Annotated in this window: 14 protein-coding genes; 10 read left to right on the plus strand and 4 right to left on the minus strand. The window is 45.3% G+C overall.

Translation table 11 applies throughout. The features are described 5' to 3' along the window. A complete protein-coding gene (locus OQY15_RS05560; protein ID WP_265788780.1) occupies positions 1-636 on the minus strand; it encodes an O-methyltransferase in 636 nt (211 codons plus the stop codon). A 7-nt stretch (positions 637-643) separates the two neighbouring features. Further along, entirely contained in the window at positions 644-1,060 is a 417-nt protein-coding gene (gene ruvX, locus OQY15_RS05565) for a Holliday junction resolvase RuvX (RefSeq protein ID WP_265788782.1), read from the minus strand. A 39-nt stretch (positions 1,061-1,099) separates the two neighbouring features. Here ruvX and OQY15_RS05570 point away from each other — a divergent pair, with 39 nt between their 5' ends. The 3 genes from OQY15_RS05570 to OQY15_RS05580 are packed head-to-tail and all read left to right on the plus strand — an operon-like array spanning position 1,100 to position 4,189. Continuing rightward, positions 1,100-2,248 (plus strand): hypothetical protein, encoded by a 1,149-nt coding sequence (locus OQY15_RS05570; protein ID WP_265788784.1) that lies wholly within the window; start codon positions 1,100-1,102, stop codon positions 2,246-2,248. Positions 2,249-2,250: 2 nt separating this feature from the next. Beyond that, positions 2,251-3,714: a regulatory iron-sulfur-containing complex subunit RicT gene (ricT, locus tag OQY15_RS05575; RefSeq protein ID WP_265788787.1), complete on the plus strand. Its 1,464-nt coding sequence runs from the start codon at positions 2,251-2,253 to the stop codon at positions 3,712-3,714. Continuing rightward, positions 3,701-4,189, plus strand: coding sequence for a gliding motility lipoprotein GldH (locus tag OQY15_RS05580; RefSeq protein ID WP_265788789.1), 489 nt, complete (start codon positions 3,701-3,703; stop codon positions 4,187-4,189). Before ricT ends, OQY15_RS05580 begins: the two co-directional genes overlap by 14 nt. On the opposite strand, the gene murF is transcribed toward OQY15_RS05580, so the two are convergent. Continuing rightward, on the minus strand, positions 4,190-5,491 hold the full coding sequence (gene murF, locus OQY15_RS05585) for a UDP-N-acetylmuramoyl-tripeptide--D-alanyl-D-alanine ligase (RefSeq protein ID WP_265788791.1): 1,302 nt from the start codon (positions 5,489-5,491) through the stop codon (positions 4,190-4,192). A 102-nt stretch (positions 5,492-5,593) separates the two neighbouring features. Between murF and OQY15_RS05590 the strand changes: the two genes are divergently transcribed. The 7 genes from OQY15_RS05590 to OQY15_RS05620 all read left to right on the plus strand — a co-directional run bounded on the left by OQY15_RS05590 (position 5,594) and on the right by OQY15_RS05620 (position 23,056). Continuing rightward, a complete protein-coding gene (locus tag OQY15_RS05590; protein ID WP_265788793.1) occupies positions 5,594-8,071 on the plus strand; it encodes a M14 metallopeptidase family protein in 2,478 nt (825 codons plus the stop codon). Between the two features lie 390 nt (positions 8,072-8,461). After that, a complete protein-coding gene (locus OQY15_RS05595; RefSeq protein WP_265788796.1) occupies positions 8,462-11,686 on the plus strand; it encodes a SusC/RagA family TonB-linked outer membrane protein in 3,225 nt (1,074 codons plus the stop codon). 15 nt (positions 11,687-11,701) lie between these two features. Beyond that, positions 11,702-13,168, plus strand: coding sequence for a SusD/RagB family nutrient-binding outer membrane lipoprotein (locus OQY15_RS05600; protein ID WP_265788798.1), 1,467 nt, complete (start codon positions 11,702-11,704; stop codon positions 13,166-13,168). A gap of 243 nt (positions 13,169-13,411) precedes the next feature. Next, entirely contained in the window at positions 13,412-16,663 is a 3,252-nt protein-coding gene (locus OQY15_RS05605; protein WP_265788800.1) for a SusC/RagA family TonB-linked outer membrane protein, read from the plus strand. 41 nt (positions 16,664-16,704) lie between these two features. Next, positions 16,705-18,024 carry a SusD/RagB family nutrient-binding outer membrane lipoprotein gene (locus OQY15_RS05610; RefSeq protein ID WP_265788802.1) on the plus strand — a complete coding sequence of 440 codons (1,320 nt, stop codon included), beginning with the start codon at positions 16,705-16,707 and terminating at the stop codon, positions 18,022-18,024. Positions 18,025-18,275: 251 nt separating this feature from the next. Beyond that, positions 18,276-21,416, plus strand: a complete 3,141-nt coding sequence (locus tag OQY15_RS05615) for a TonB-dependent receptor (RefSeq protein WP_265788804.1) — start codon at positions 18,276-18,278, stop codon at positions 21,414-21,416. Positions 21,417-21,427: 11 nt separating this feature from the next. Further along, positions 21,428-23,056, plus strand: a complete 1,629-nt coding sequence (locus OQY15_RS05620; RefSeq protein WP_265788806.1) for a RagB/SusD family nutrient uptake outer membrane protein — start codon at positions 21,428-21,430, stop codon at positions 23,054-23,056. Between the two features lie 47 nt (positions 23,057-23,103). On the opposite strand, the gene OQY15_RS05625 is transcribed toward OQY15_RS05620, so the two are convergent. Then, positions 23,104-24,006, minus strand: a complete 903-nt coding sequence (locus tag OQY15_RS05625; RefSeq protein ID WP_265788808.1) for an LD-carboxypeptidase — start codon at positions 24,004-24,006, stop codon at positions 23,104-23,106. Positions 24,007-24,009 lie beyond the last annotated feature (3 nt).

The following is a 24,009-nucleotide window of genomic DNA, read 5'->3' on the forward strand; positions in this document are numbered from 1 at the left end:
TTACTTTTTTCTGATGATAAACAAGCCATCTCTGACGGGCAGAATGAGTTTTTCTACCCGGTCATCTGCTGCAACTTTATCATTAAATGTACTGATGTTTCTGGTGTCTTTGTCTTGTTGGTTGCTGAGTACTTTTCCGCTCCACAAGACGTTATCTACTATAATGAGTCCCCCTGGCCTTACCCTGTCAAAGATAAGGTCGTAATAAGTTCCATTATTTTTTTTATCAGCATCGATAAAGACAAGGTCAAATACTTCGTCCAGATCGTTTACTGTTTGGGTGGCATCACCCAGTATATATTTTATCTGCTGTTCGTAGGGCGATTCCGCAAAATATCCGCGGACCCTGTCTTCCAGTTCTAAGTTAATATCTAATGTATAGAGGATTCCATCATTGGCCAGACCTTCGGCGAGGCAAAGTGTGGCATAACCTGTAAAGGTGCCGATTTCAAGGATACGTTTTGGAGTAATGAGTTTGCTGAGCATGCTGAGTACCCGTCCCTGGTAGTGTCCGGAGAGCATTCGGGGCATGAGCACCCTGAGGTGAGTTTCTCTGTCGATCCGCTGCAGCAAGCCGCTTTCCGGTTCGCAGAATTTCAGCAGTAAATCTTGTAAATCTTCTTTGATCAGGCTCATTGATGTTCTATAAACGGTGTTCTTCCATGAAATATTGTAAAATAATCGTTGCAGCGATGGTATCTACTCTCTCTTTGTTCCTTCGATCCTGTTTTTTTAAGCCACTTTGCATGATGGCCTCATGTGCAAGTTTGGAGGTAAACCGTTCATCCACCCAGTGCTGGGGGATCTCCGGGAAGCTCTTTTTGAGGAGGGTAGAAAAGCCTTTTACATGCTGCGCAGATTCTGAGGGCGAACCATCCATCTGCTTTGGATTTCCTATTACAAAGGCCGCTGCGGGCTCTGTAAGCAGGTATTTCTTGAGATAATCAATAATATCTTTTGGGTGTACGGTGTCCAGTCCGGTAGCAATAATCTGCAGTGGATCTGTAACGGCAATGCCGATACGTTTGGTGCCGTAATCAAATGCGATAATACGTGACATGGCTGCAAAGATTGTTATAAATTTACTATTTTGCACCAAATGCAGTTTAAAGAGATCGTAGGTCAGGAGGAAATTAAGCGGCAACTGGTGCAGACCGTTGCTGAAAACAGGGTGAGTCATGCCCAGTTATTTCTCTCTGCGGAAGGTACCGGAGCTTTGCCTCTGGCTATCGCCTATGCGCAATATATCAACTGTCTTGAGCGGACAGAAACAGACAGTTGCGGCCTCTGTTCTTCCTGCCGTAAGTATGAGAGGTACATCCATCCTGACTTACATTTCTCTTATCCCTTTTTTGCTTCGAAGGATGTTAAAATTGCTACAGATGTGCTGGAGGAGTGGCGCACTATGCTGCTGTCTGACCCTTATGTAGACCTGGATATCTGGCGGGCGCAGCTAAATGCCGACAATAAACAGGCGAACATCAACATCGCCGAGTGTCATGACATTATAAAGAAACTTAGTTATAAAGCTTTTGAAGCAGAGACGAAGGTTCTGATCATGTGGCTGCCGGAGTATCTGGAGAAAGAAGGGAATTCATTGCTGAAGATTATCGAAGAACCACCAGCAAATACTTTGTTCCTGCTGGTAGCCCATAACCAGGAGCATATCCTGTCGACACTATTGTCGCGCACACAAATTGTAAAGATTCCCAAGCTCCCGGGGGAAACCGTAGAGGAATACCTGATGATGAAGCACCATCTTTCTGAAGAGCAGGCTTCAACATATAGTTTTCTTTCTGACGGGAACCTGATCGAAGCTAAAGCTATGGCGTCGCAGGCACACAATGACAATGCTGAGATTTTTGCGGGATGGCTGCGCATGGGATATGGTAACAAGGGGCTGGATCTGGTCGCATTTACAGATCAGGCAGCAGGCTGGGGCAGAGAAAATCAAAAGAATTTTTTAAAGTACGGAATTAGCTTTCTGCGGGAGTGCAGCCTGATCCTGAGTGGGGCAGATAGCCTGGTAAAACTGCCTTTAAGGACCTTAGACACGGCACAGAAGCTATGTAAACATGTGCTCGACCTGAACATGGCATCGGCTATAATTTCGGAGTTGGAACAAGCACATTACCACATTGAACGGAACGCAAACCCTAAAATCCTATTTTTAGATGTATCTTTACAATTGGTAAAAATTATTAAGTTTAAAACGCTCCCGAAAGGGACTCAATATATATACAATTAGTTATGGGATGTGGAAGTTGTTCTACCGGTGGCGGTTGCGCCCCCTCGGGCTGCAAAAGTAATGGCTCATGCCTTACCGGAGGCTGCCAGAAAATGGAAGTTTACGATTGGCTGTCTAATTTGGACATGCCCTCAAATTATAAACCTTTTCAGGTTATCGAAGTTAAATTTAAAGGCGCTAGGAAGGAATTTTACCTGAATGCAGACAATATTTATCTTGAAATTGGTGAACTTATAGCTGTAGAAGGTTCTACAGGTGGCTACGATATCGGGCATGTTTCTTTAACGGGCGAGCTGGTACGTATGCAGATGAAGCGCCGTAAAACGCCTATTGATCAGGTTACACGTAAGGTGTACCGCAAGGCTACGGAGGCTGATGTTGACAAATGGAAGCTGGCAAAAGACCTGGAATGGGAGACGATGCATAAAGCCCGTACACTGGCACTGGACCTGCGTCTGTCGATGAAGATCAGTGATGTAGATTACCAGGGAGATAAAACCAAGGCGACGTTCTTTTATACTGCCGAAGGCAGGGTAGATTTCAGGGAGCTGATTAAAAAGATGGCTGAGACTTTCCGTATCAGAATCGAAATGCGTCAGATCGGAATGCGCCAGGAAGCGGGACGCCTCGGTGGTATCGGTTCATGCGGACGTGAATTGTGCTGCTCAACCTGGTTAACAAACTTTAAAACGGTGTCTACAGCTGCGGCAAGGTATCAGAACCTTTCCCTAAATACGCTGAAACTGGCAGGACAGTGCGGAAAGTTAAAATGCTGCCTCAACTATGAGCTGGATACTTACCTGGATGCACTTAAGGATATTCCTGACCGTGTAGATAATTTACAAACGGAAATTGGTACTGCCCGTCACCAGAAAACAGATATTTTCAAAAAGCTGATGTGGTTCAGCTATCCTAACCAGGAGGACTGGATTCCTTTGAAAGTGGACCGTGTGAAAGAGATCATGGCCATGAATAAAAAGGGTCAGAAACCAAGTAACCTGAAGGATGAAGCTGTAGAGCTTGCTGCTCCGGTAGTGATTGAGAAGGTTCACGATTACGAAAACGTAGTTGGTCAGGATAGTTTAACACGTCTCGACGAGAAGAGAAATAAGAACAACAGGAACAACAGAAATAAACCTGCGGGAGGAAACAGACCAGAGCGTGAGCGTTCGCCAAAAGCGGGTCAGTCTGGGCCTAGACAGGCACAAGGCGGACAAAAACCGGCACAGCAAGGTCAGAGACAACCTCAGCAGGGTCCGAAACAGAATCAGCAGGGACAAAAAGCGGCACAGCCGAATCAAAGAACTGCCGATCAAAAAAGACCGGAAGCAAAAAAGGCTCCTGAAGTAGTTAAAACAGAAGATGGTGGAGAAGCTAAAGCACCATCGGCAAGCAGAAATAACAGGAGCAGGAATAACCGCAGACGTAACAAACCATCGGATAAACCAAAAAATGAAGAGAACTAATCTTTTTGTGTGGCTGGTATGTGCATTCCTGATCTCAGGAACTGCCGGATGCAATACCAATAATCTGATTGACACGAATGTTGAAATGCCTTCACGTAACTGGGGCTATGCAGAAAAGGTAAAGGCCATTGTGGATATTAAAGATAACACAAAGGCCTTTGCCCTCAAATTTAAACTGAGGCATACCGCAGATTACCGGTATTCCAATATCTATATCCTGATGCATATGAGTGGCCCGGGCTTGCCAAAGATTACCCGCCGCTATGAATATAAACTCGCAGAATCTGACGGGCAATGGCTGGGTACAGGTTCCGGGAACCTTTATACATATGTGCTTCCCCTGCTTTCAGAATATCATTTCCCTCAAACGGGCAATTATACCATCGAGATTGAGCAGAATATGCGTGATAATCCCCTGCGAGAAATCAGCGATGCAGGGGTAATTGTAGCCGGAAGCAGTACAATCCCACATTAATTACAATACCGGCAGCAGCTGTTCGAGTGCCATTCCCCTGGAACCTTTCAGCAAAACCAGGCTGTCTTTTACCGGATTGGCCTCTATCCATTCCATCGCTTCAGCAGGACTGTTGAAAAACTCTCCCTGATACAGCTCTTTCAGCGCATAGAAATGGCTTCCTATGAAGATTACGGTATTTAATCCCGACTGTGCTGCAAGGGCGGCTATCTCTTCGTGCTGCTCAGCAGATTCATCTCCCAGTTCAAACATATCGCCAATGATGGCAACCTTATTTTCTGCAGCCAGCGATGAAATATTTTGCAGTGCTGCGGTCATGCTGCTGGGGTTAGCGTTATAAAAATCACAGATAACAGTATTGCTTTCTGTTTTTGTTAACTGCGACCTGTTGTTTTTGGGTGCATAGCCCGCCAGTCCTTCGTTGATTTGGGCTACGGTAAGATTAAAGAATGCGCCAATACAGATGGCCGCAAGGATGTTTTCAAAATTATAGGCACCAGTCAGGTTTGTTTGCACGGAAAAGTATTCATCCCTGCCCTTCCAGTTGAGGGCAATCAGTGGGTCTGAGGCTACAAGCTGCCCCGTGATAAAGTTCTCCCCTTCGGTTCCATAATAGATCATGTGATCCAGTTTGGCGGTATTGCTCATCTCTGTAATCAGGGCATTGTCGCGGTTGATAAAGGCTGTACCATTATCCTTTTTCAGGTAGGAGAATAGCTCTCCCTTTCCTTTTTTGACTCCTTCAAATCCTCCGAAACCATCCAGGTGTGCCCTGCCGATGTTGGTGATCAGCCCATGGGTAGGCTGTGCAATCGTACATAGAAATTCGATCTCCTTCTGGTGATTGGCACCCATTTCGATCACTGCAATTTCAGTATCCGATTTGATGGATAAGATTGAAAGCGGGACGCCGATATGGTTATTTAAATTTCCTTTTGTGGCAAAAGAGCGGTATTTCTCTGACAGGACGGCGTTGATCAGCTCCTTGGTGGTCGTTTTTCCGTTACTGCCGGTAAGTCCGATAACAGGTATGCGCAACTGACTGCGGTGGTATTTTGCCACTTCCTGCAGGCTTGTCAGTACATCATCAACTAAAATGCAGCGGTCGTCAAACTTATATTCAGGGTTATCTATCACAGCATATGCCGCACCCAGGTTCAATGCATTACGCGCAAAAACATTGGCATCAAAATTCTCACCCTTCAGTGCAAAAAACAGGCACCCGGGTGTAATGTTCCTGGTGTCTGTAGAGATGGTCGGGTAAGATAAATAATGTTGATAGATCAATTCGGTTTGGGACATAGCTGATTTCTTGTGATTATAATTGCTAAAATTACACTATGGATTACATACTAAAAAGATTCTGATTACATTTATTCTTTAGCCAAAGATAAAGCCGTTGTAATGAAAAGACTTTTGCTCTCTATCTCCTTTTTACTGGTCGCGGTTACTGGCCTGCGCGCGCAAATAAAATCTCCTGATGACTTCCTCGGATACCCCCTGGGAACTAAGTTCACACCGCATCACCAGATTGTTGCATACTTTAAATATCTGGCAGGAAGCCACAAGAATATCAGGCTGATCAGCTATGGGAAAACCTATGAAAACAGGGAGTTGATGGCTGCTGTGATCTCCAGTCCTGACAATATGAGCAGACTGGAGGAAATCAGAAAACAAAACCTGAGTATAAGTAAGGGTGAGGTTAGTACAGCTAAGCAACCTGTTATTTTGTGGATGAGCTATAATGTGCATGGCAATGAGGCAAGCTCCTCAGAAACGGCCATGAAAACTTTATATACTCTTGCAGAAACATCTTTCGGCCGCAGCCGCGAATGGCTTGAAAATACGGTAGTCATTATTGACCCCTGTCTGAATCCTGACGGGAGGGAGCGCTATGTTAATTTTTATAACTCCGTAGCAGCGGCGAAACCGAATGCTAATCCCGCCGCAAGGGAACACAATGAACCCTGGCCACGCGGAAGGGTAAACCATTACTATTTTGACCTTAACCGCGACTGGGCCTGGCAAACGCAGATAGAAACGCAGCAGCGCCTTGCCCTGTATCACGAGTGGATGCCCGAAGTGCATATTGATTTCCATGAGCAGAGTTACAATGATCCGTATTATTTTGCTCCTGCTGCGGAGCCTGTACACCAGGATATCACTCCTTTCCAGCGCGAATTCCAGATTATAGCGGGGAAGAACAATGCCAAGTATTTTGATGAAAACGGATGGCAGTATTTTACAAAAGAAAGGTTTGACCTTTTATATCCTTCTTATGGAGATACCTATCCTTTATATAGTGGAGCCATTGGGATGACTTATGAGCAGGGCGGGATCAATGCAGGGCTGGCGGTGCGGGTGGCAAGCGGTGATACGCTGACATTAAAAGACAGGATCAGCCACCATTTTACTACGGGTATGGCCACACTGGAGACTGTTTCCGGTCATGCCGGACTGCTGATCTCCCAGTTCGCAAAGTATTTTGAACATGCTGCTGCCACTCCCCCGGGAAATTATAAATCCTATGTGGTAAAGGCCGATAACCTGAACAGACTTAGGAAATTGGCGGAGCTGCTCTCCAAAAATCATATTGAGTACGCCTTTGGCGGGGGGAAAACAATGAACGGGTACAGTTTTGATACGAAACAGACGGCCAGTTTTAAGATCCAGCGGAATGACCTTGTGGTTAATTTGAAGCAGCCGGCAGCAGTACTGGCGAATGTGCTTTTTGAACCTGAAACGAAAGTAACGGATTCCAATACCTATGATATCACAGCATGGGCGCTGCCCTATGCTTATGGGCTGACGGCTTTTGGTACCAAAGAACATGTTACTGGTGCTTTTCCGGCGCTTGACGAACAGGCTGATGCTCCGGATGTAGCCGAAAAACCGTATGCATGGATCTTAGCCTGGAACGGGCTGGAGGATGCAAAAATCCTGATTGCACTACAGCGCCTGGGTATCAAGGTACGTATGGCAGAACAGGCTTTCACGATTGGCACAAAGGTATACCCGGCAGGTTCGCTGTTGATTTACAGGATAGAGAATGAAAAGGTAAATAAGGAGATATCGGATAAGGTTTCGGCAGTTTCGAAGGAATATAACCGGGCTTTTGCGAGTATTTCCAGTGGTTTTGTGCAAAATGGGAAAGATTTTGGGTCGACAGTTTATCCGCTGCTGACTGTTCCGAAAGTGGCGATGGTCGCTGATGAGGATGTTTCTGCCTCCAGTGCGGGTGAAATATGGCATTTCTTTGAACAGGAGCTAAAGTACCCCTTAAATATTATCCATGAGGATGACCTGGGAGACCTGGAATTGTCAACTACTAATGTGCTGATCCTCCCTGACGGAGAATACCTGCGAAAAAATATAGAGAAACTGGAAAACTGGATCCACCGTGGCGGAAAGGTAATCCTTATAGAGGAAGCCATCTCTAGTGTCATCGGTATCAAACCTTTTGAAATCAAAAAGAAGGAGTTCCCTGTACCGCCGGATAGTGATAACCTGGTGAGAATGTATAAACAAAAAGATCAGGATGATACTGCGGATGCTATTCCCGGGGCTATCTATAAAGTAAACCTGGATCATACACATCCGCTCACACGTGGACTGGGTGAGTTTTATTATACCCTCAAAACGGATGATAAAATTTATGAATTGCTTCCCAAAGGTTGGAATGTTGGTGTTTTGAAGCCAAATGCTTTAATGGCGGGTGTCGTTGGACGAAATATCCAGAAAAAACTGAGCAGTGGTTTGGTATTTGGAGTGCAGCCTGCAGAAAAGGGTAGTATCATCTACTTTTCTACCAATGTTTTGTTCCGCTCTTTTTGGGAAAGTGGTAAACTCTTGTTTACCAATGCTATTTTTTTAATTATTTAACGATTTAGTTACAATCCTTGGTTTAGATATGCGTTAATGAGGTTTTTGCCCGTTTTTATTTGTTTTTACCCCAAAAAGTTGTGGGCTAGTAAAAATAAAAATTTGTGGCCATTAATTTTTTGGATTACCTTAGACTATTATTAACTGATTATTTACTTAAACAATCTTTTTTTGAGGGACCCTTTCCCGGGTTTGTACCTCCTTTTGCGCGTTGCGGAATTCATTAAAAATGCGCGATCCTTGTTCATCATACTCTTTTAAAAATGCATGTTGGCCTGTGTGTGCTAAACACAGCTTTTCCTTCCGTTAAGCCAGGAACCAGTATTCATTTCTCTAACAATAACGCTATCAACACTAATTAATTATTAACTAATCTAATTTTATTTCTTTATGAAAAAACTTATACTAAGTTTATTCGTCCTCATGTTTGCCGTATTCGCGGCAAATGCACAAAACAGGACTGTAACTGGTACAGTTCTTGGCCAGGATGATGGCCAGCCCTTACCTGGTGTTAGCATCAGATTAAAAGGCGGTCAGGCTGGTGCTCAATCTGACGTATCAGGAAAGTACTCTATTCAAGTTTCAGGAAACAACCCTGTATTGGTATTCTCTTTCATTGGTTATACAACCAAAGAGGTTCCTGCAGGTGCTAACACTGTAAACGTAACATTAGCTTCAGATGCAGCAGAACTAGGCGAGATCGTAGTAACTGCAAATGCGATTAAAAGGGAGAAAAGAACCCTTGGTTACTCTGCTCCTACGTTAAACACTGAAGAATTGAGACAAGGACAAAATTCAAGTGTAACCAACTCGCTGGCTGGTAAAATCGCCGGTGTGAACATTACAACTACTTCAAACGCTCCTGGTAGTTCATCCAGAATCGTTTTACGTGGTGGTTCATCTATTGCAGGAAACAACCAGGCGCTGATAGTTGTAGATGGTGTGCCAATCGACAACTCAAGTGTAATCGGTGGTTCTTCAAGTTTAGCAAGTGTGGATTTTGGTAACAGGGGTAATGATATTAACCCTGAGGATGTTGCTTCAGTAACTGTACTGAAAGGCCCAGCTGCGGCTGCACTTTATGGAGCAAGAGCATCTAATGGTGCCTTGATCATCACTACTAAAACTGGTGCTAAAAGCGCTAAAACATCGATTACATTTACGAGCAACAATGCTTTCTCTTCAGTTTTAAAATTACCTGATTTCCAAAATGAATACGGTCAGGGTTATCACACGGATATTGATGAGAATGGTGTAGTTTCTTATGAAAATGATCCAAAGGAAAACTGGAGCTGGGGTGCACCATTCACAGGTCAGGTACAGCCTTGGGGTCAGGAAATTGATGGTGTGAGACAGGAAAAAGCGTATTCAGCTGTTAAAGATAACGTACGTGACTTCTTTAAAACAGGTTTTGCTACTACAAACAACCTGTCGCTTTCCGGCGGAGGTGATAAATCTACCTTTTTCTTGGGTATCAACTCTGTAAACTCTAATGGAATCAATCCTGGAAACAAAGATACTTATAACAAATACGGTGTTCGTTTTAACGGGACAACTGAATTCAGTAATAACTTTTATGCAGGTGTATCGGTAAACTATTCAAAAGTCAACTCTAACCAACCTGCAGGTGGACAAGCATCCGGATCAATTTATAACAACTTGTTACAGACACCACGTGATATCAATATCACAGGACTTTCAGATCTTAACAATAAATACAATGGATACGGCATTACTAAGGCTGATGGTATTTTAAGTAGTCAATATGGCTACTATGGTGCTTATACTATGAACCCTTATTGGATAATTGATAATTATAATAATTATGATGATGTTAGCCGTATCACCGGTAACTTCAATGTTGGTTACAAACCAACTTCATGGTTAGATATTAAAGAACGTGTGGGTATTGATAGTTATTCTGAGCGTAGAAGATTACAAACTCCGAAATATTCTTTTCTGCCTGCAGATGAAGCTGGCAACTATTCAGCAGACAATGTTCAAACCAACAACGGAGCTTACGAGATTAATCAGTTTAATGTGAATGAGTTTGTGCACGACTTAATGGTTACTGCAACTCATAAATTCAATGAAGATTTCCAGGGATCATTAATGATTGGTAATAACATTCGTCAGCGTTACACATCGACAGTGAATACAGCAACCAACGCAAGCGGAGGTTTAGTTGTACCTGGATGGTATAACCTGGCTAATAGTAATGGTCCGGTAGATGTGAAGTCAGATAATATCAGCAGAAGAAGATTAGTTGGCTTGTACGCAGATTTAAACCTGTCTTACAAAAACATGTTATTTTTAGAAGCTACTGCTCGTAATGATTGGTCTTCAACATTACCAACAAATAACAATTCATTCTTCTATCCAAGCGTTAGTGCTTCCTTCCTGTTCTCAGAATTATTGAAAGAATCGTCTGTTGCTAACTGGTTGAGCTATGGTAAAGTAAGAACAAGTTATGCTCAGGTTGGTAATGATACTGATCCTTACCAACTGTTAAGTACCTTCTCAAGAGGTGAGATTCTGGGTAGTTTTGGTAGCACAACTTTCCCTTTCGGAAATGTTGCAGCCCTAATGGCTGGTAGCACAATCGGAAATGCTAATCTGAAGCCAGAAAAAACCAACTCATTTGAAGTTGGTACAGAATTAGGTTTCTTCAAAAGCCGTCTGAGTGTAGATTTCAGTTACTATGCAAACAGTTCTAAAAACCAAATTTTGGCAATTCCTACACCAAACTCAACTGGTTACGGATTCAGTGTTGTAAATGCTGGTGAAATCCAAAATAAAGGTGTGGAGCTGAGCTTAAGAGGTACAGTGGTTAAAGCAAGAGATTTCTCGTTGGAACTTTTCGGTACTTATACCAAAAACAATAGTGAAGTTGTTTCTCTGTTGCCAGGAATTTCTCAGGTTAGTGTTGGTGGATTCTCTGGTATGAGCATTGTGGCTGCTGTAGGACGTAGCTATGGCGAGTTCTATGGGGTAACCAACCAGACTGATGACCAAGGCCGTACTATTGTGAGTCCAACTACTGGTTTGCCTCTGCAAACTGCAACAGCACAATACCTGGGTAGTTATAACCCTAAATACCAGGCTTCACTGGGAACAAACATCAATTACAAAAATTGGTCACTGAACGTATTGTTTGATACTAAACATGGTGGTGTGTTCTTCTCAAGAACAAAAGACATCATGGCTTTCAATGGTACATCAGCAGAAACCGGTGGCCAGAGATTTGGTACAGTATTCCCGAATTCAGTTACTATCGTAAATGGACAAAGTGTACCTAATACCAGCGTAACTTACAGCAAAGAGGATTACTATCCTTCTTATGCAGACGGTAACAACATCGTTGATGCTTCTTTTGTGAAATTGAGAAATGCAGGTCTTTCTTATACCTTCAGCAAAGAGCAATTGAACAGCAGCCGTATCGGTGCTTTAACAATTGGTCTGTTCGGTAACAACTTGTTCCTATGGACACCAAAGGAAAATGCTTATGCAGATCCTGAAGTAAACTCTGCTGGTGCTGGAAATGCTCAGGGATTTGACTTTACTGCAAATCCATCTGTAAGAAATTATGGTATCAACCTTAAAGTTTCATTTTAATAATCTTAAACTCATATGAGAAATCAAAATATGTTTAGCGCTAAGAAACTTATGCTTCTTCTTCTTGCAGGCACAATCAGCCTGGCAGGATGTAAAAAGTACTTAGATGTTAATGATAATCCAAACAACCCGGATTCAGCTACTCCGGCATTATTACTTCCAACAGTGGAGGCATCGGTTGGTCAGCTGGTTGGTAACAGCTTCCAGATCAATGGAGGTCTTTGGGCACAATACTGGACTCAGTCGCCAACGGCTTCACAGTACAGAACACTGGATCAATATAATCCTACCAATGCAAGTTACGACAGGGCCTGGCTTACGATCTATAGAAATGCCCTGATCAATGCTGAGCTGATCATCAATAACCAGGTGAACAGCCCATATGCAAAAGGTATGGCCTATGTGTTGAAGGCTTATACTTTCCAGGTAGCTACAGATGCTTTTGGAGATATTCCATTGGCAGAAGCATTGAAAGGTACTGAGTATTCAAGCCCGAGATATTCAACCCAGGAACTTGTTTATGATAGTGTTTTTACCTACATCGATAAAGGTATTGCCTTGTTAAATACACCTACTGCTCCGGCTATTGGTGCTCAGGACATGATTTTCCAGGGTAACACCACTAAATGGAAAGCCTTTGCAACTACGCTGAAACTAAAAGCATACCTGAGATTGTCACAGGTAAATGCATCAAAAGCGCAGGCAGGTATTGCAGCTATCTATGCAGCTACTCCAGCTTTCCTTGCTGAAGATGCTTCAATGAAATACACTACTACCGGTGGTAACCAAAACCCATTATATAATGAGATGGTTGCATTGGGCAGAACTCAAAACCTTGTCGCCAGCGGTACTGCAGTTAAAGCATTTAAAGCAAACAATGACCCAAGAGCATTCAAATTCTATAATTTTGTAAGCGGCGGATCAACAGATACTATTGCTTACATTAACCAGGGTACATATGCTTCTAACTCGACAAAGCGTGTTTCTACACCTTCTACTTTAGTAGGTGGTGTTGCGGTTGATGATGCATCTGCCGTTGCTCCAGTGAAACTGATGTCTGCATCTGAAAGTGCTTTCCTACAAGCTGAGGCTGTAGCAAGAGGATGGGCCACAGGATCTGTGAATGCTCTATTTAATACAGGTGTTACGACCAGCTTTACTTCTGTAGGTTTAACTGCTACTCAGGCTGCTGCTTATCTTGCATCTGCCCCTGCTGCGCAATTAACTACCGATCCAGCTGATCAGATTAAGAAGATTATCACTCAGAAATATTTCGCTATGTGTGGATTCCAGGGCTTTGAAGCATGGACTGAATGGAGAAGAACAGGTTATCCTGACTTCCTGGTTAGATCTGCTGCTTCAGTGTTAGGTGCAAATACAAGAGTAGCGCTGAGAATGATTTATCCAAACAGTGAGATCACTACCAACGGTAATTACCCAGGTACCCAACTTATTTATACGCCAGTTTGGTGGGATAAATAAGTCACAAATAAATTCCTTTTTCAACAAGACCGGTTCCATTTGGAGCCGGTCTTTTTTTATGCCCTAAGGTTCATGCCTGTTGCTTATGACGCTACATATTTGATTCTATTTCTCTTTGTAGATCTCTGTATTGGGCCTTAGTCTTATCCCCGATAGTGGTTATTCTTATCACCGATTATGGTGATACTTTGAGGAAAGAAGTTTCGATATGTTTGTCGATTGTCAAACATAAATCGAATTTCAATGAAAAAAAATCTACTATTAGTTTTATTTTGGGTGTGTATTGCTCTCGGCGCAGTGGCTCAGACCAGAACAATTTCTGGTACGGTCAAGGCGCGGTCCGACGGGCAGCCTCTGCCCGGAGTTTCAGTGAAAGCTGCCGGTAGTTCTAACGGGGCATCCACAAATGGCACTGGGGCTTTTACTATAATAATAAACGACGACACAAAGAGTTTAGTATTTACCTCTGTAGGATATGTCATTCAAACTATACCGGTTGAAAACTTAAGTGTGCTGAACGTGCTGCTGGTGGAAGATTCAAGGCAGCTGGGTGAAGTGGTAGTCACTGCGCTGGGCATCCGGCGTGAAACTAAAGCTCTGGGCTATGCTGCACAGGGCGTGCAGGGGAGTGACCTGACCAAGGCCGACCAGGGAGATGTGCTCAAATCACTGTCAGGACGAATTGCCGGTGTGCAGGTTACCTCTTCCTCAGGAACTCCTGGTGCCGCCAGTTATATCCAGTTACGGGGAGCAAATTCCCTGACCGGAAACAACCAGCCGCTATTTGTGATTGACGGTAATCCAATCAACAACTCCCAAAATGCTTCGGGAGATCCTGCTTCCGGAGGTAATAATCTGCTAACAGGCGCCAGCAATTCCAACAGGGGATCTGATATAGACCCCAGCAATATTGAGAGTATCACAATTTTAAAAGGTCCGGCTGCAGCAGCGATTTATGGTATAGAAGCAGCTAACGGAGCGATTGTCATCACTACAAAAAGAGGCCAGGCCGGGCTAACACAGGTAGAATTTAATACCGGTATATCCCTTGATGTGGTCAACCGCCTGCCCAAGCTGCAAAATCAATGGGTAAAGGGTTCTGGCGGTGTGCTTGCCCCATTCAGCTCAACCAACAGATTTTCCTGGGGACCGCATGTTAAAGATGTTTCCTGGACCGGAGTGTCCAACCAGTATGATTCGCATGGAGATCTGGTGCTGAACACAGATCCCCGGGCACAGATTCCTTTTGTACCATATGACAACCTGAACAACTTTTTCAGAACAGGATCAACCTTCACTAACGCTGTAGCTTTGAGCGGCGGGAATGACAGGGCCACCTACAGAACCTCCATCAGCAATAATTATTCGAACTCGATCGTACCGCTACAGCATTTTCAGCGTACTTCTGTTGCGTTTGCAGGCGACCTCAAGATCTCCGAAAAGCTAAAGATCGGCAGTAGTGTGAATTACATTACAAGTGATGGCAATATGCCCCAGCAGGGTAGTAATGCTTCCGGGATCATGCTTGGGCTGACCAGAACGCCGATATCTTTTGATAACTCCAATGGCGCAAAGTCTGCAGATGATCCTTCTGCGTTTCTTCTGCCCAATGGTCAGGTACGTTCTTATAGGAACAGCATTTATGATAACCCCTACTGGACGATCAACAAGAATCCATATACCACGTATCTGAGCCGGTTACTGGCGAACCTGCAGCTGGATTATAATCTGGGAAAAGGTTTCAGTGCGCTTTACAGGGCTGGTTTGGATACTTACCAGGATAACCATCATCAGTATTATGAGATTCAGTCGGGGGAGGCGCCAGGCGGAAAGATATATGATGACCGCTATACTTACAGGAGCTTGAACAGCGATCTGATCCTGACTTATACCAGACAGATTAGTCAGAAGCTGAAATTTGATGCCAAGATAGGAGGCAACCTTTATGGCAGGAAGGTGAACCAGTTGTACGTTCAGGGTGACGGACTGGCTTCGCCGGGTTATGATAATATTTATAATGCCGTCAGTATCAAATCAGCAAACCTGATTGTACCTTACAGAAAAGAGGGGCTGTATTACGACCTTAATCTGTCTTACGACAATATGCTGTACTTTGAAACTACCGGCAGAAATGACTGGACATCAACGCTGCCGAAAGGCAACAACTCGTTTTTTTATCCTTCGGCAAACTTAAGTTTTGTTTTCTCTGAACTCGCAGGCTTGAAAGGGAGCAATGTGCTGAGTTTTGGGAAAGTACGTGCCTCAGTAGCCCAGGTGGGTAAAGATCCTTCGCCATTTCTCACCAATTCATTCTTTGTGCCCACTACTTTCCAGGATGGCTACACCACCGGTATTTCCTTCCCGAGTAATGGGATACCGAGTTTTTCACAAAATATCATATTGGGCAATCCTGACCTGAAGCCCGAGAAAACTACGGCATATGAACTGGGAACACAGCTGCAGTTTTTCAAAAACAGGTTGGGTTTTGATGTCACAGGATATTATAGTAAAGGTAAAGACCTTATCGTCAGGTCACCTATTGCGGGCTCTACCGGATATCAATTTATCACCCTGAATTCTGGTTCAGTAAGCAACCGGGGGCTGGAGCTACAGATCACTGGAACGCCATTGAAGACGAATGATTTCGAGTGGAGCACCTTCCTGAATTACAGCATGACCCGCAGCAAAGTGCTGGCGCTGGCGGATGGGGTGCAACAAATTACCCTAAACGGATTTACGGGGGTAGTGATCGCGCAGCTTCCGGGACAACAGGCAGGGGCGATCTATGGCACGGGTTATACGAGGGATGAAAGTGGAAATATCGTGATTGATGACCGCCCAGGTACCAATGCGGGATATCCAGTGATCAATTCCAGCGACGAAAAACGTATAGGAAACCCAAATCCGAAATTTTTAATGGGCTTAGGCAATACGCTGAATTATAAAGGACTGTCTTTGTATACTTTGTTCGATTGGAAATTCAAAGGTGATGTATGGAATGGTACCAGAGGCTCGCTTGCGGCGATAGGTACTTCTGATCTGACGAATGACAGAGGATCTAACAAGGTATTCAAGGGGGTATCTGGTCACCTGAATGCCAATGGCGACCTGGTGCATTTTGATGGCTCGGGTGTTGAAGTTCCTGGTGCGGGAGCTGCAAATACCAAGAATGTTCCTTTGGATGAAGCCTGGTACACCGGCAATGGCGGTGGCTTTGGGAACCTTAGCGAGTCATTTGTGGAAGATGGCTCATACATTAAGTTAAGGGAAGTTTCACTGTCGTACGACTTCAAGAAAGTCTTTGCCAGGTTCAGCAAACCTTTTATCAAAAGCATGACAGCCGGACTTTATGCCCGCAACATCATTATCTGGACGCCCTATCATGGTATCGATCCTGAGACCAGCTTAACGGGCGCTTCCAGTGCTCAGGGACTGGATTATTTTAATAACCCAGGGACTTCGAGCTATGGACTGAACCTGAAATTTAAGTTTTAACCTATTTTAAAAACGACATGAAATTTATAATTATAGATAGAATGAAGAGAAGTTATCTGCTGCTGTTTGTATTGACGGTCTTGTCTGTTTCTTCGTGTAAAAAGGGCTTTTTAAATGATGATCTTAATAAAGATCCTTCACAACTGCAAAGTCCGGTACCCTCAAGTCTTTTACCGGGGATCATCCAAAGTACAGGTTATCTCATCGGCGGGGATGCATCCAGATTCCCTGCGATTTTTATGCAGCAGGCAGTCGGACAGGCCAACCAGGCGATACTCATCAACAGGTATGAGGTGTCGGCGGGTGACGTCGACAATATGTGGTCGGCGGGTTTCTATAACATCATGGGTAATACTGATGCAATGATTAAACTGGCAAAGCAGAAAGGACAAGGCCATTATGCGGCTATAGGTCAGATTCTTCAGGCATATAACCTGGGAATGACTACCGACCTCTGGGGTGATGTTCCTTATGCAGAGGCCTTTAGGGGTAAGGAAAATATGCAGCCTAAATATGATAGCCAACAGGATATTTATACTGCGCTAGACCAGTTGCTTACCGAGGCAATTACCAGCCTGAGTACTGCGGATGGGAGCCCCATCGCTCCCGGAGCGGATGATATCCTGTTCAGTGGAGATCTGGATTTATGGTCGAGATTTGCCCATTCAATGAAAGCGAAGTTCTACCTTCATCTTGCGAAGAAAGATCCTTCAAACTATTCCAGGGCACTGGCAGAAGCAGCGCAGGGCTTCAAGGCAACGGAGAATGCAGGAGTAAATTTCGCCGGAACAAGTGAGCCAGCACAAAATCCATGGTACCAGTTTAATACCCAGCGGGGCGACATAGGCTTTACAGGTACGATGTATACGCTGCTGAAGGCTGCCGGAGACCCAAGGCTGGCAATATACCAGAATGCAGAAGACGGCTCTTTGGGCCCGCTTTATGGCAGTGCTAACTCTACGGTATACCTGATGAGTTATGATGAGCTGAAGTTCATTGAAGCCGAGGCGTATTTCCAGACCGATAAAGCCGCTGCCGCCAGCGCTTACAACACGGCTGTCGCAGCAAACCTGACACGAACGGTAAAAAACACCTCGTATGCTGCCACGGTTGCCAAAACTGCTGCTGATATCACGCTGAACGATATTATGACGCAAAAATATTTTGCATTATTTCTGAATCCCGAAGTGTGGACAGACTACCGGAGGACGGGACTGCCGACCCTGCTTGCGCCTGCTCTGAGTTCTTTAGGGGGAGCACTACCCCGTAGCTTGCTCTATCCTATCGGTGAACAAAGATATAATCCAAATACACCCAAAAACACGAGCATGCTCAGACGTGTAAACTGGGATGTTCAATAGAAATTGAGCACGCAGTTTTGCTGCAAATGCCCCTACAAAGCACCAGACTTTATAGGGGCATTTTACTTTTTAAATGGATTGTTTTTTTTCAGCGGTTTCCAAAAATGGCTCTCTTCACTAAAACGATTAATCATAAAAATATTCCGTAACTACACTGATAAAAAGACACATAAAGATGTGTAAAGCCCTTTCTGGTGTATCAAAGCTGTTATATTCGGTGTGTTGATATTCAATTCACCTAATCTATTTTTATGAAAAGACTTTTACAATGTTTGTTCATTTTAGCGCTTTTTGCACCGGCTGCTAATGCCCAGGAACGGACAATCACAGGTACCGTTACATCGAAGGACGACAATGGTCCGATACCCGGTGTGACCATTCGGTTCAAAGGTGCTGCAGGCGGCACTCAAACGGGCAGTAATGGTAAGTTCTCTGTCAAAGTGCCATCAACAGTGAGCGTCCTCGAGTTCTCCTCTATCGGGTACATCGAGCAAAGCCGTACGATCAGCAGTTCCAATATCATCAATGTGATCATGCTGAGTGATTCAAAGACATTAAGTGATGTAGTGGTGATCGGTTACGGAACGGTAAAACGTAAAGAGGTGACCGGCTCTGTAGGAAGTGTCAGTGGGGCTGTACTTGCCGATCGCCCGGTAGCCAGTTTCGATCAGGCCCTTGCCGGTCGCGTAACGGGAGTTCAGGTAACCAGTTCCAGCGGGGTGCTGGGCTCTGCGCCGAAGATCAGGATCAGGGGTACAAACAGTATCTCCAATGGTTCAGATCCTCTGTATGTGATTGATGGGGTGCCTATCATCACCGGCAACCAGAGTAGCTTCACCACGGGGAACAATCCTCTGGGAGATATCAATCCCAATGACATACAAAGCGTTGACGTACTGAAAGACGGTGCTGCCACAGCCATTTATGGTTCGCGTGCTTCCGGAGGTGTTATCATCGTTACTACAAAAAAGGGAGTGATTGGCGCACCCAAAGTGAATTACAATGCCTGGTTTGGTTCGGCCTCGCCGGCAAAAAAGTTCGATTTGCTGAAGGCGGCTGATTTTGTCACGATAGCCAATGAGAAACTGACGAATGCCTCTGCACTGGTAAGTGCCGGCAGGGCTGCGGGGACCTCAGTAAATACCGACTGGCAGGATCTGGTTTTTAACAAAAATGCTTTCCAGCAAAACCATGCGCTGTCTGTCAGCGGAGCCACGCCTCAGTCCAATTACTATGTCTCACTGGGGTATTCAGATATGAAGGGAATCATCAGGACCAACAAGCAAACCAAGTATCAGGTACTGGGCAAGGTTGAACAGAAAGCCTTCAATAACAGGCTTACCCTGGGTGTGAGCAGCAATGTATCATATATCCGCAATTTCGGCCTCAATGTAGGTACCAACGCTTTATCGGGCAACATTGCCAATGCCATCCGGGCACTTCCTAACGTAACGCCTTACAATGCCGACAGCACTCCTAACTTCAGTTCTGACGGCAGCAGGCTGGGCGGACAAACTAACGGAAGGGATATTGATGATAACTACACGAATATCGACTATGTGCTGGCCCATAATATTTACAGAAACCAGAACGTGACACTACAGGGAAATGCCTTCGCAAACGTGAACATTCTTCCGGGACTGGATGTGAAGACTCAGCTGTCTACCAATGCGCTTTTTGGGGAAGATTACCTGTACTGGAACCCAATTCATGGTGATGGCAGAAGTCAGGGTGGACTGGAACAACAGTACTACATCCCAAGCTTCAGGTACATCTGGACCAATACGCTGAACTATACAAAAACTATGGGCGATCATTCCATCAGCGCTGTTATTGGTCAGGAGTACCAGAAATCACGCTACAGATTCTTCTTTGCCCAGGGCGGCGGCTTGTCGAATGTGTTCTTCGGAGGACAAAATATTATCAGCAGCTCTCTCACGCAGTCTACTTATTCCATTGGTGGCGGGGTGACAGAGCAGGCGTATCAATCCTATTTCATCAGGGGTAACTATTCCTTCCAGGATAAGTACCTGCTCAGCGCAACCTATCGCTCTGATAAGATCTCTTCGCTGCCTTTTGGCAATCAGATGGCTAAACTTCCGGGAGCATCTATCGGTTGGAGAATCAGCAAGGAGGATTTCTTTATGGGCTCATCGGTTTTACGCTTTATCAACGACCTGAAACTTCGCGGAGGATATGCGAAAGTGGGTAATACCGATATCGGCAGTTATCCTTACGCGGGTATCTTTGCTGCATCAATCTACGGAACGCAAAGCGGTGTACGCTACAACCAGGTAGGTAACCCTGATCTTTCATTTGAAACGAGCAAGAAGATCAACGCGGGACTGGATATTTCCTTTCTGCAAAGCCGCATTAACCTCACTGCAGATTATTTTAAGAACGATGTGGACAACCTGATCCTGTTTGCGCCGGTGGCACCTTCGCTGGGGGCGCCATTGAATGGTATCTATACGAACATCGGAAAGATGACCAACAAGGGGTTTGAGTTCTCGCTGAACACGCAGAACATCAAAAAGGATGACTTCAGCTGGTCGACAGACATCAACCTGACGCTGGTGAAAAATAAAGTTACCCAGCTGGCCAATAACAATACCGATGTGACTTACCCTTATAACATCCTGCGTGTAGGGGAATCAGTAGGCTCGCTTTACGGATATGAAGCAGCGGGAGTGAACCCTGCAAACGGGAACCCTTTGTATGTAAAGGCGAATGGGCAGCTGATCCAGGGGAACATTGCTACGCAAACTTATTTCAACTATGATCCGGCAAATCCAACGGCACTGACTACGGCGAATACGCTGGCGGCGTCCGACAGGAAAATCCTTGGCAATGCGAGTCCTACGTACTTCGGAGGCTTTAACAACTCGGTTACGTATAAAGGGTTTGACTTCAATATCTACCTGGTATTCTCGGGGGGCAACAAGATCATGAACGTGACCAAGCAGGAAGGATTGCTCAACCAGAAGTTTCTGAACAATGGCACGGAAATCCTGAACAGGTGGACAACCGCCGGACAGGTAACGGATATCCCTAAGCTGTGGTATGGCAGGGATGCCTTTACCATGCAGACTTCAAGTGCGGTGTCGCGCTATGTGGAGGATGGTAAGTTTATCCGCGGTCAGAATATCGTACTGGGGTATTCGCTGCCAAAGGCGATGCTGAGCAAAGCCAGCCTGACCAAACTGAGGATCTATGCGGAGGTACAGAATGCATTTCTGATCACTAAATATTCAGGTCTTGATCCGGAGCTCATCCAGGCATTTGCGCCTACCACTCAGTCGAACACCCAGTCGAACACGCAGGCCGGAGTTGATTTTAATACGAACCCATTACCAAGGACTTTTGTGCTGGGTATTAATGTAGGATTTTAATAGCTATCAAGATGAAAACGATAAGAAACAGAATGTTGACGAAGGCCGCCCTGCTGATCACGATGATCACAGTGTTTTCTGCTACGTCATGTAAAAAATATACAGAGCTGAACCCCATCAATTCCTTCTCTGAATCAACAGCATTTGACACGCCCGCCAGTATAGAGCTGGTGATGGCGGGAGTTTACAATGCGGCAACTGTAGGTACATATAACGGAACTACGGGCAGGGGCTACCCTTTTGGTGCTGCCTCCATTGAGCAGGCGGAGATGCGTGGCGAAGATATGGTGAACCTGGAAGCTTTCTACCAGATTACCTATGAATCTACGATTACAGCCAGCACAGCAAATAATGTGAACATGTGGAGCAATCTGTATGCGCTGATCAATCAGTGTAATGTGCTGATTGAGGGCGTTACAGCGGCTGCCGCGAGCGGGACAATCACTACGGCCATGGCAGAGCAATATGCGGGCGAGGCGAGGTTCCTGCGGGCGCTTGCACACCATGAGCTGGTCATAGATTTCTGCAGGCCTTATGTGGATGGCAATGGCAGTAATCCCGGTGTTCCTTACCGTACGGTAGCTATCACCAGTATCAGCAAGGCACAACAGGGCGTTTCTGTAGCACGGGGAACGGTAGCACAGGACTATGTGAATATTCTGGCCGACCTTGATTATGCGGAGTCCAAGTTACCTGCAGTGCGTTCATCGCTGAAGATCACCAGGGCCACGCAGGGAGCAGCAATTGCACTGAAGACGCGTGTGAAACAGCATATGGCCGATTGGGCAGGGGTTATTGCCGAGGGGGCAAAGCTGGGTACTTCTGCTGCGGCAGGTCCTTATACCAGTACCGTTGGTCCATATTCACTGACAGCTTCGCCCGATGGGCCCTTTGCCAGTTTCAGCAACAATACAGAATCAATATTTTCCATCGAGAACGGTTCGGCATCCAATGGGGGTACCAACGGGGCACTGCCAAATATGTTTGGCCCGGCGAAAAATGCCATCAATGCTTTGGTTGGACGGAATCTGGTGGCTACCAATCCGAATTTATATAATGCTTCTTTCTGGGTAACAGGAGATAGCAGAAGGTCCTTGCTGCAAATTCAGCAGACCACCACCAATGCTTTTTATTTCTTTAATTACAAATACCGTGACCCGTTGAACAGTACCGACTATGCGCCGATCATCAGGTATGCGGAGGTGTTGCTAAACGTTGCCGAAGCCTATTCCAGAACAGCAGCTTTGAGTACCCGTGCATTAAACCTGCTGAATGCGGTACGCAACAGGGCTGTGCCGGTGGCTAACCAGTTTACTATTGCCAGTTTCTTAACGCAGAATGCGCTTACGCAGGCGATCCTGAACGAGCGCAGGATTGAGTTTGCCGGAGAAGGAAGAAGGTGGCCTGATATCACGAGGTTATCACAGGAAGCGAGTTTCGCCGTTGCCGGCGGAGGTATTCCTGCAAAAGTGCTCAAAGCGAATATTGCAACTGACGGATCTGGATACAATGTAGTGACGCGTCCTGTGACAGCTTCAGGAAAAGCGGCGCTGCCGTATACAGATATTCACTATATCTGGCCAATACCATTGGATGAGCTGAATGCAAATCCAAATATTGCGCAGAACCCGGGATATTAAAACAGAGCTGACGAATGGAAGGGGTGTGCCGCAAGGCGCATCCTTTTTTAATGGGCCTGCTGAAAGGTCACCTGATGCTGATCTACTTTCAGTGTGGTGTTCTTGCCGAGTACCATCGCCCTGTTGTCTTCAATATGACCTACGGGGAAGTTAAAACATACAGGATAGTTGTATTCACTCACGATCTCTGCGATAACTTCTTCGGGGCCTTGCCCGAAGGGGATGTCTTCCAGGTCGATGTGGTTAAAGGCACCGATGATGAGACCCTTCAGCTCTGCCAGTTTTCCGGCGCGTTTCAGCATACGCATCATTCTGTCGATGGCGTATTCGTATTCGCCCACATCCTCCAGAAAGAGGATCTTATCTTTAAAGTCCATCGCGGAGGATGAGCCCTCAAGAGCCACCAGGATGCTCAGGTTTCCACCAATGAGGATACCTTCGGCTTCGCCAGGCTGATTAGGGTGTGTGCTTTCGTAAGTATAACTGAGATCTTCACCGAAAAGCGCTTTTCTGAGGGATTCTATAGATTCTGGTGAGGCGTCATCAAATGTCCCCGGCATTTGTCCGTGGATGCTTTGCGTTTGTTCTGTTCCGGTGATGTGTGAAAGCAGTACAGTGATATCGCTGAAACCTACAATCCATTTTGGATGATCGCTGAACCTGGAGAAATCCAGTGCATCAATGATGCGGACGGTACCATATCCGCCTCTGGCAGCAATAATGGCTTTGATTTCGTCGTTATCCAGGTAAGATTGTACATCTTCTGCCCGCAGGGTGTCGTTCCCGGCGAACTGGTGATGTGCGGCATAAACGCTTTTACCGATACTCACTTCCAGTCCCCAGCCTTCAAGCAATGCTATTCCATAGTCTATAGATTGCTTTAGTTTTTTTGCTGGAGAAACAATAGCGATTTTGTCTCCCTTTTTTAGGTAGGCCGGCTGTTTAATCATTGG

The sequence above is a fragment of the Pedobacter sp. MC2016-15 genome (assembly GCF_026239695.1).
GTDB lineage: Bacteria > Bacteroidota > Bacteroidia > Sphingobacteriales > Sphingobacteriaceae > Pedobacter.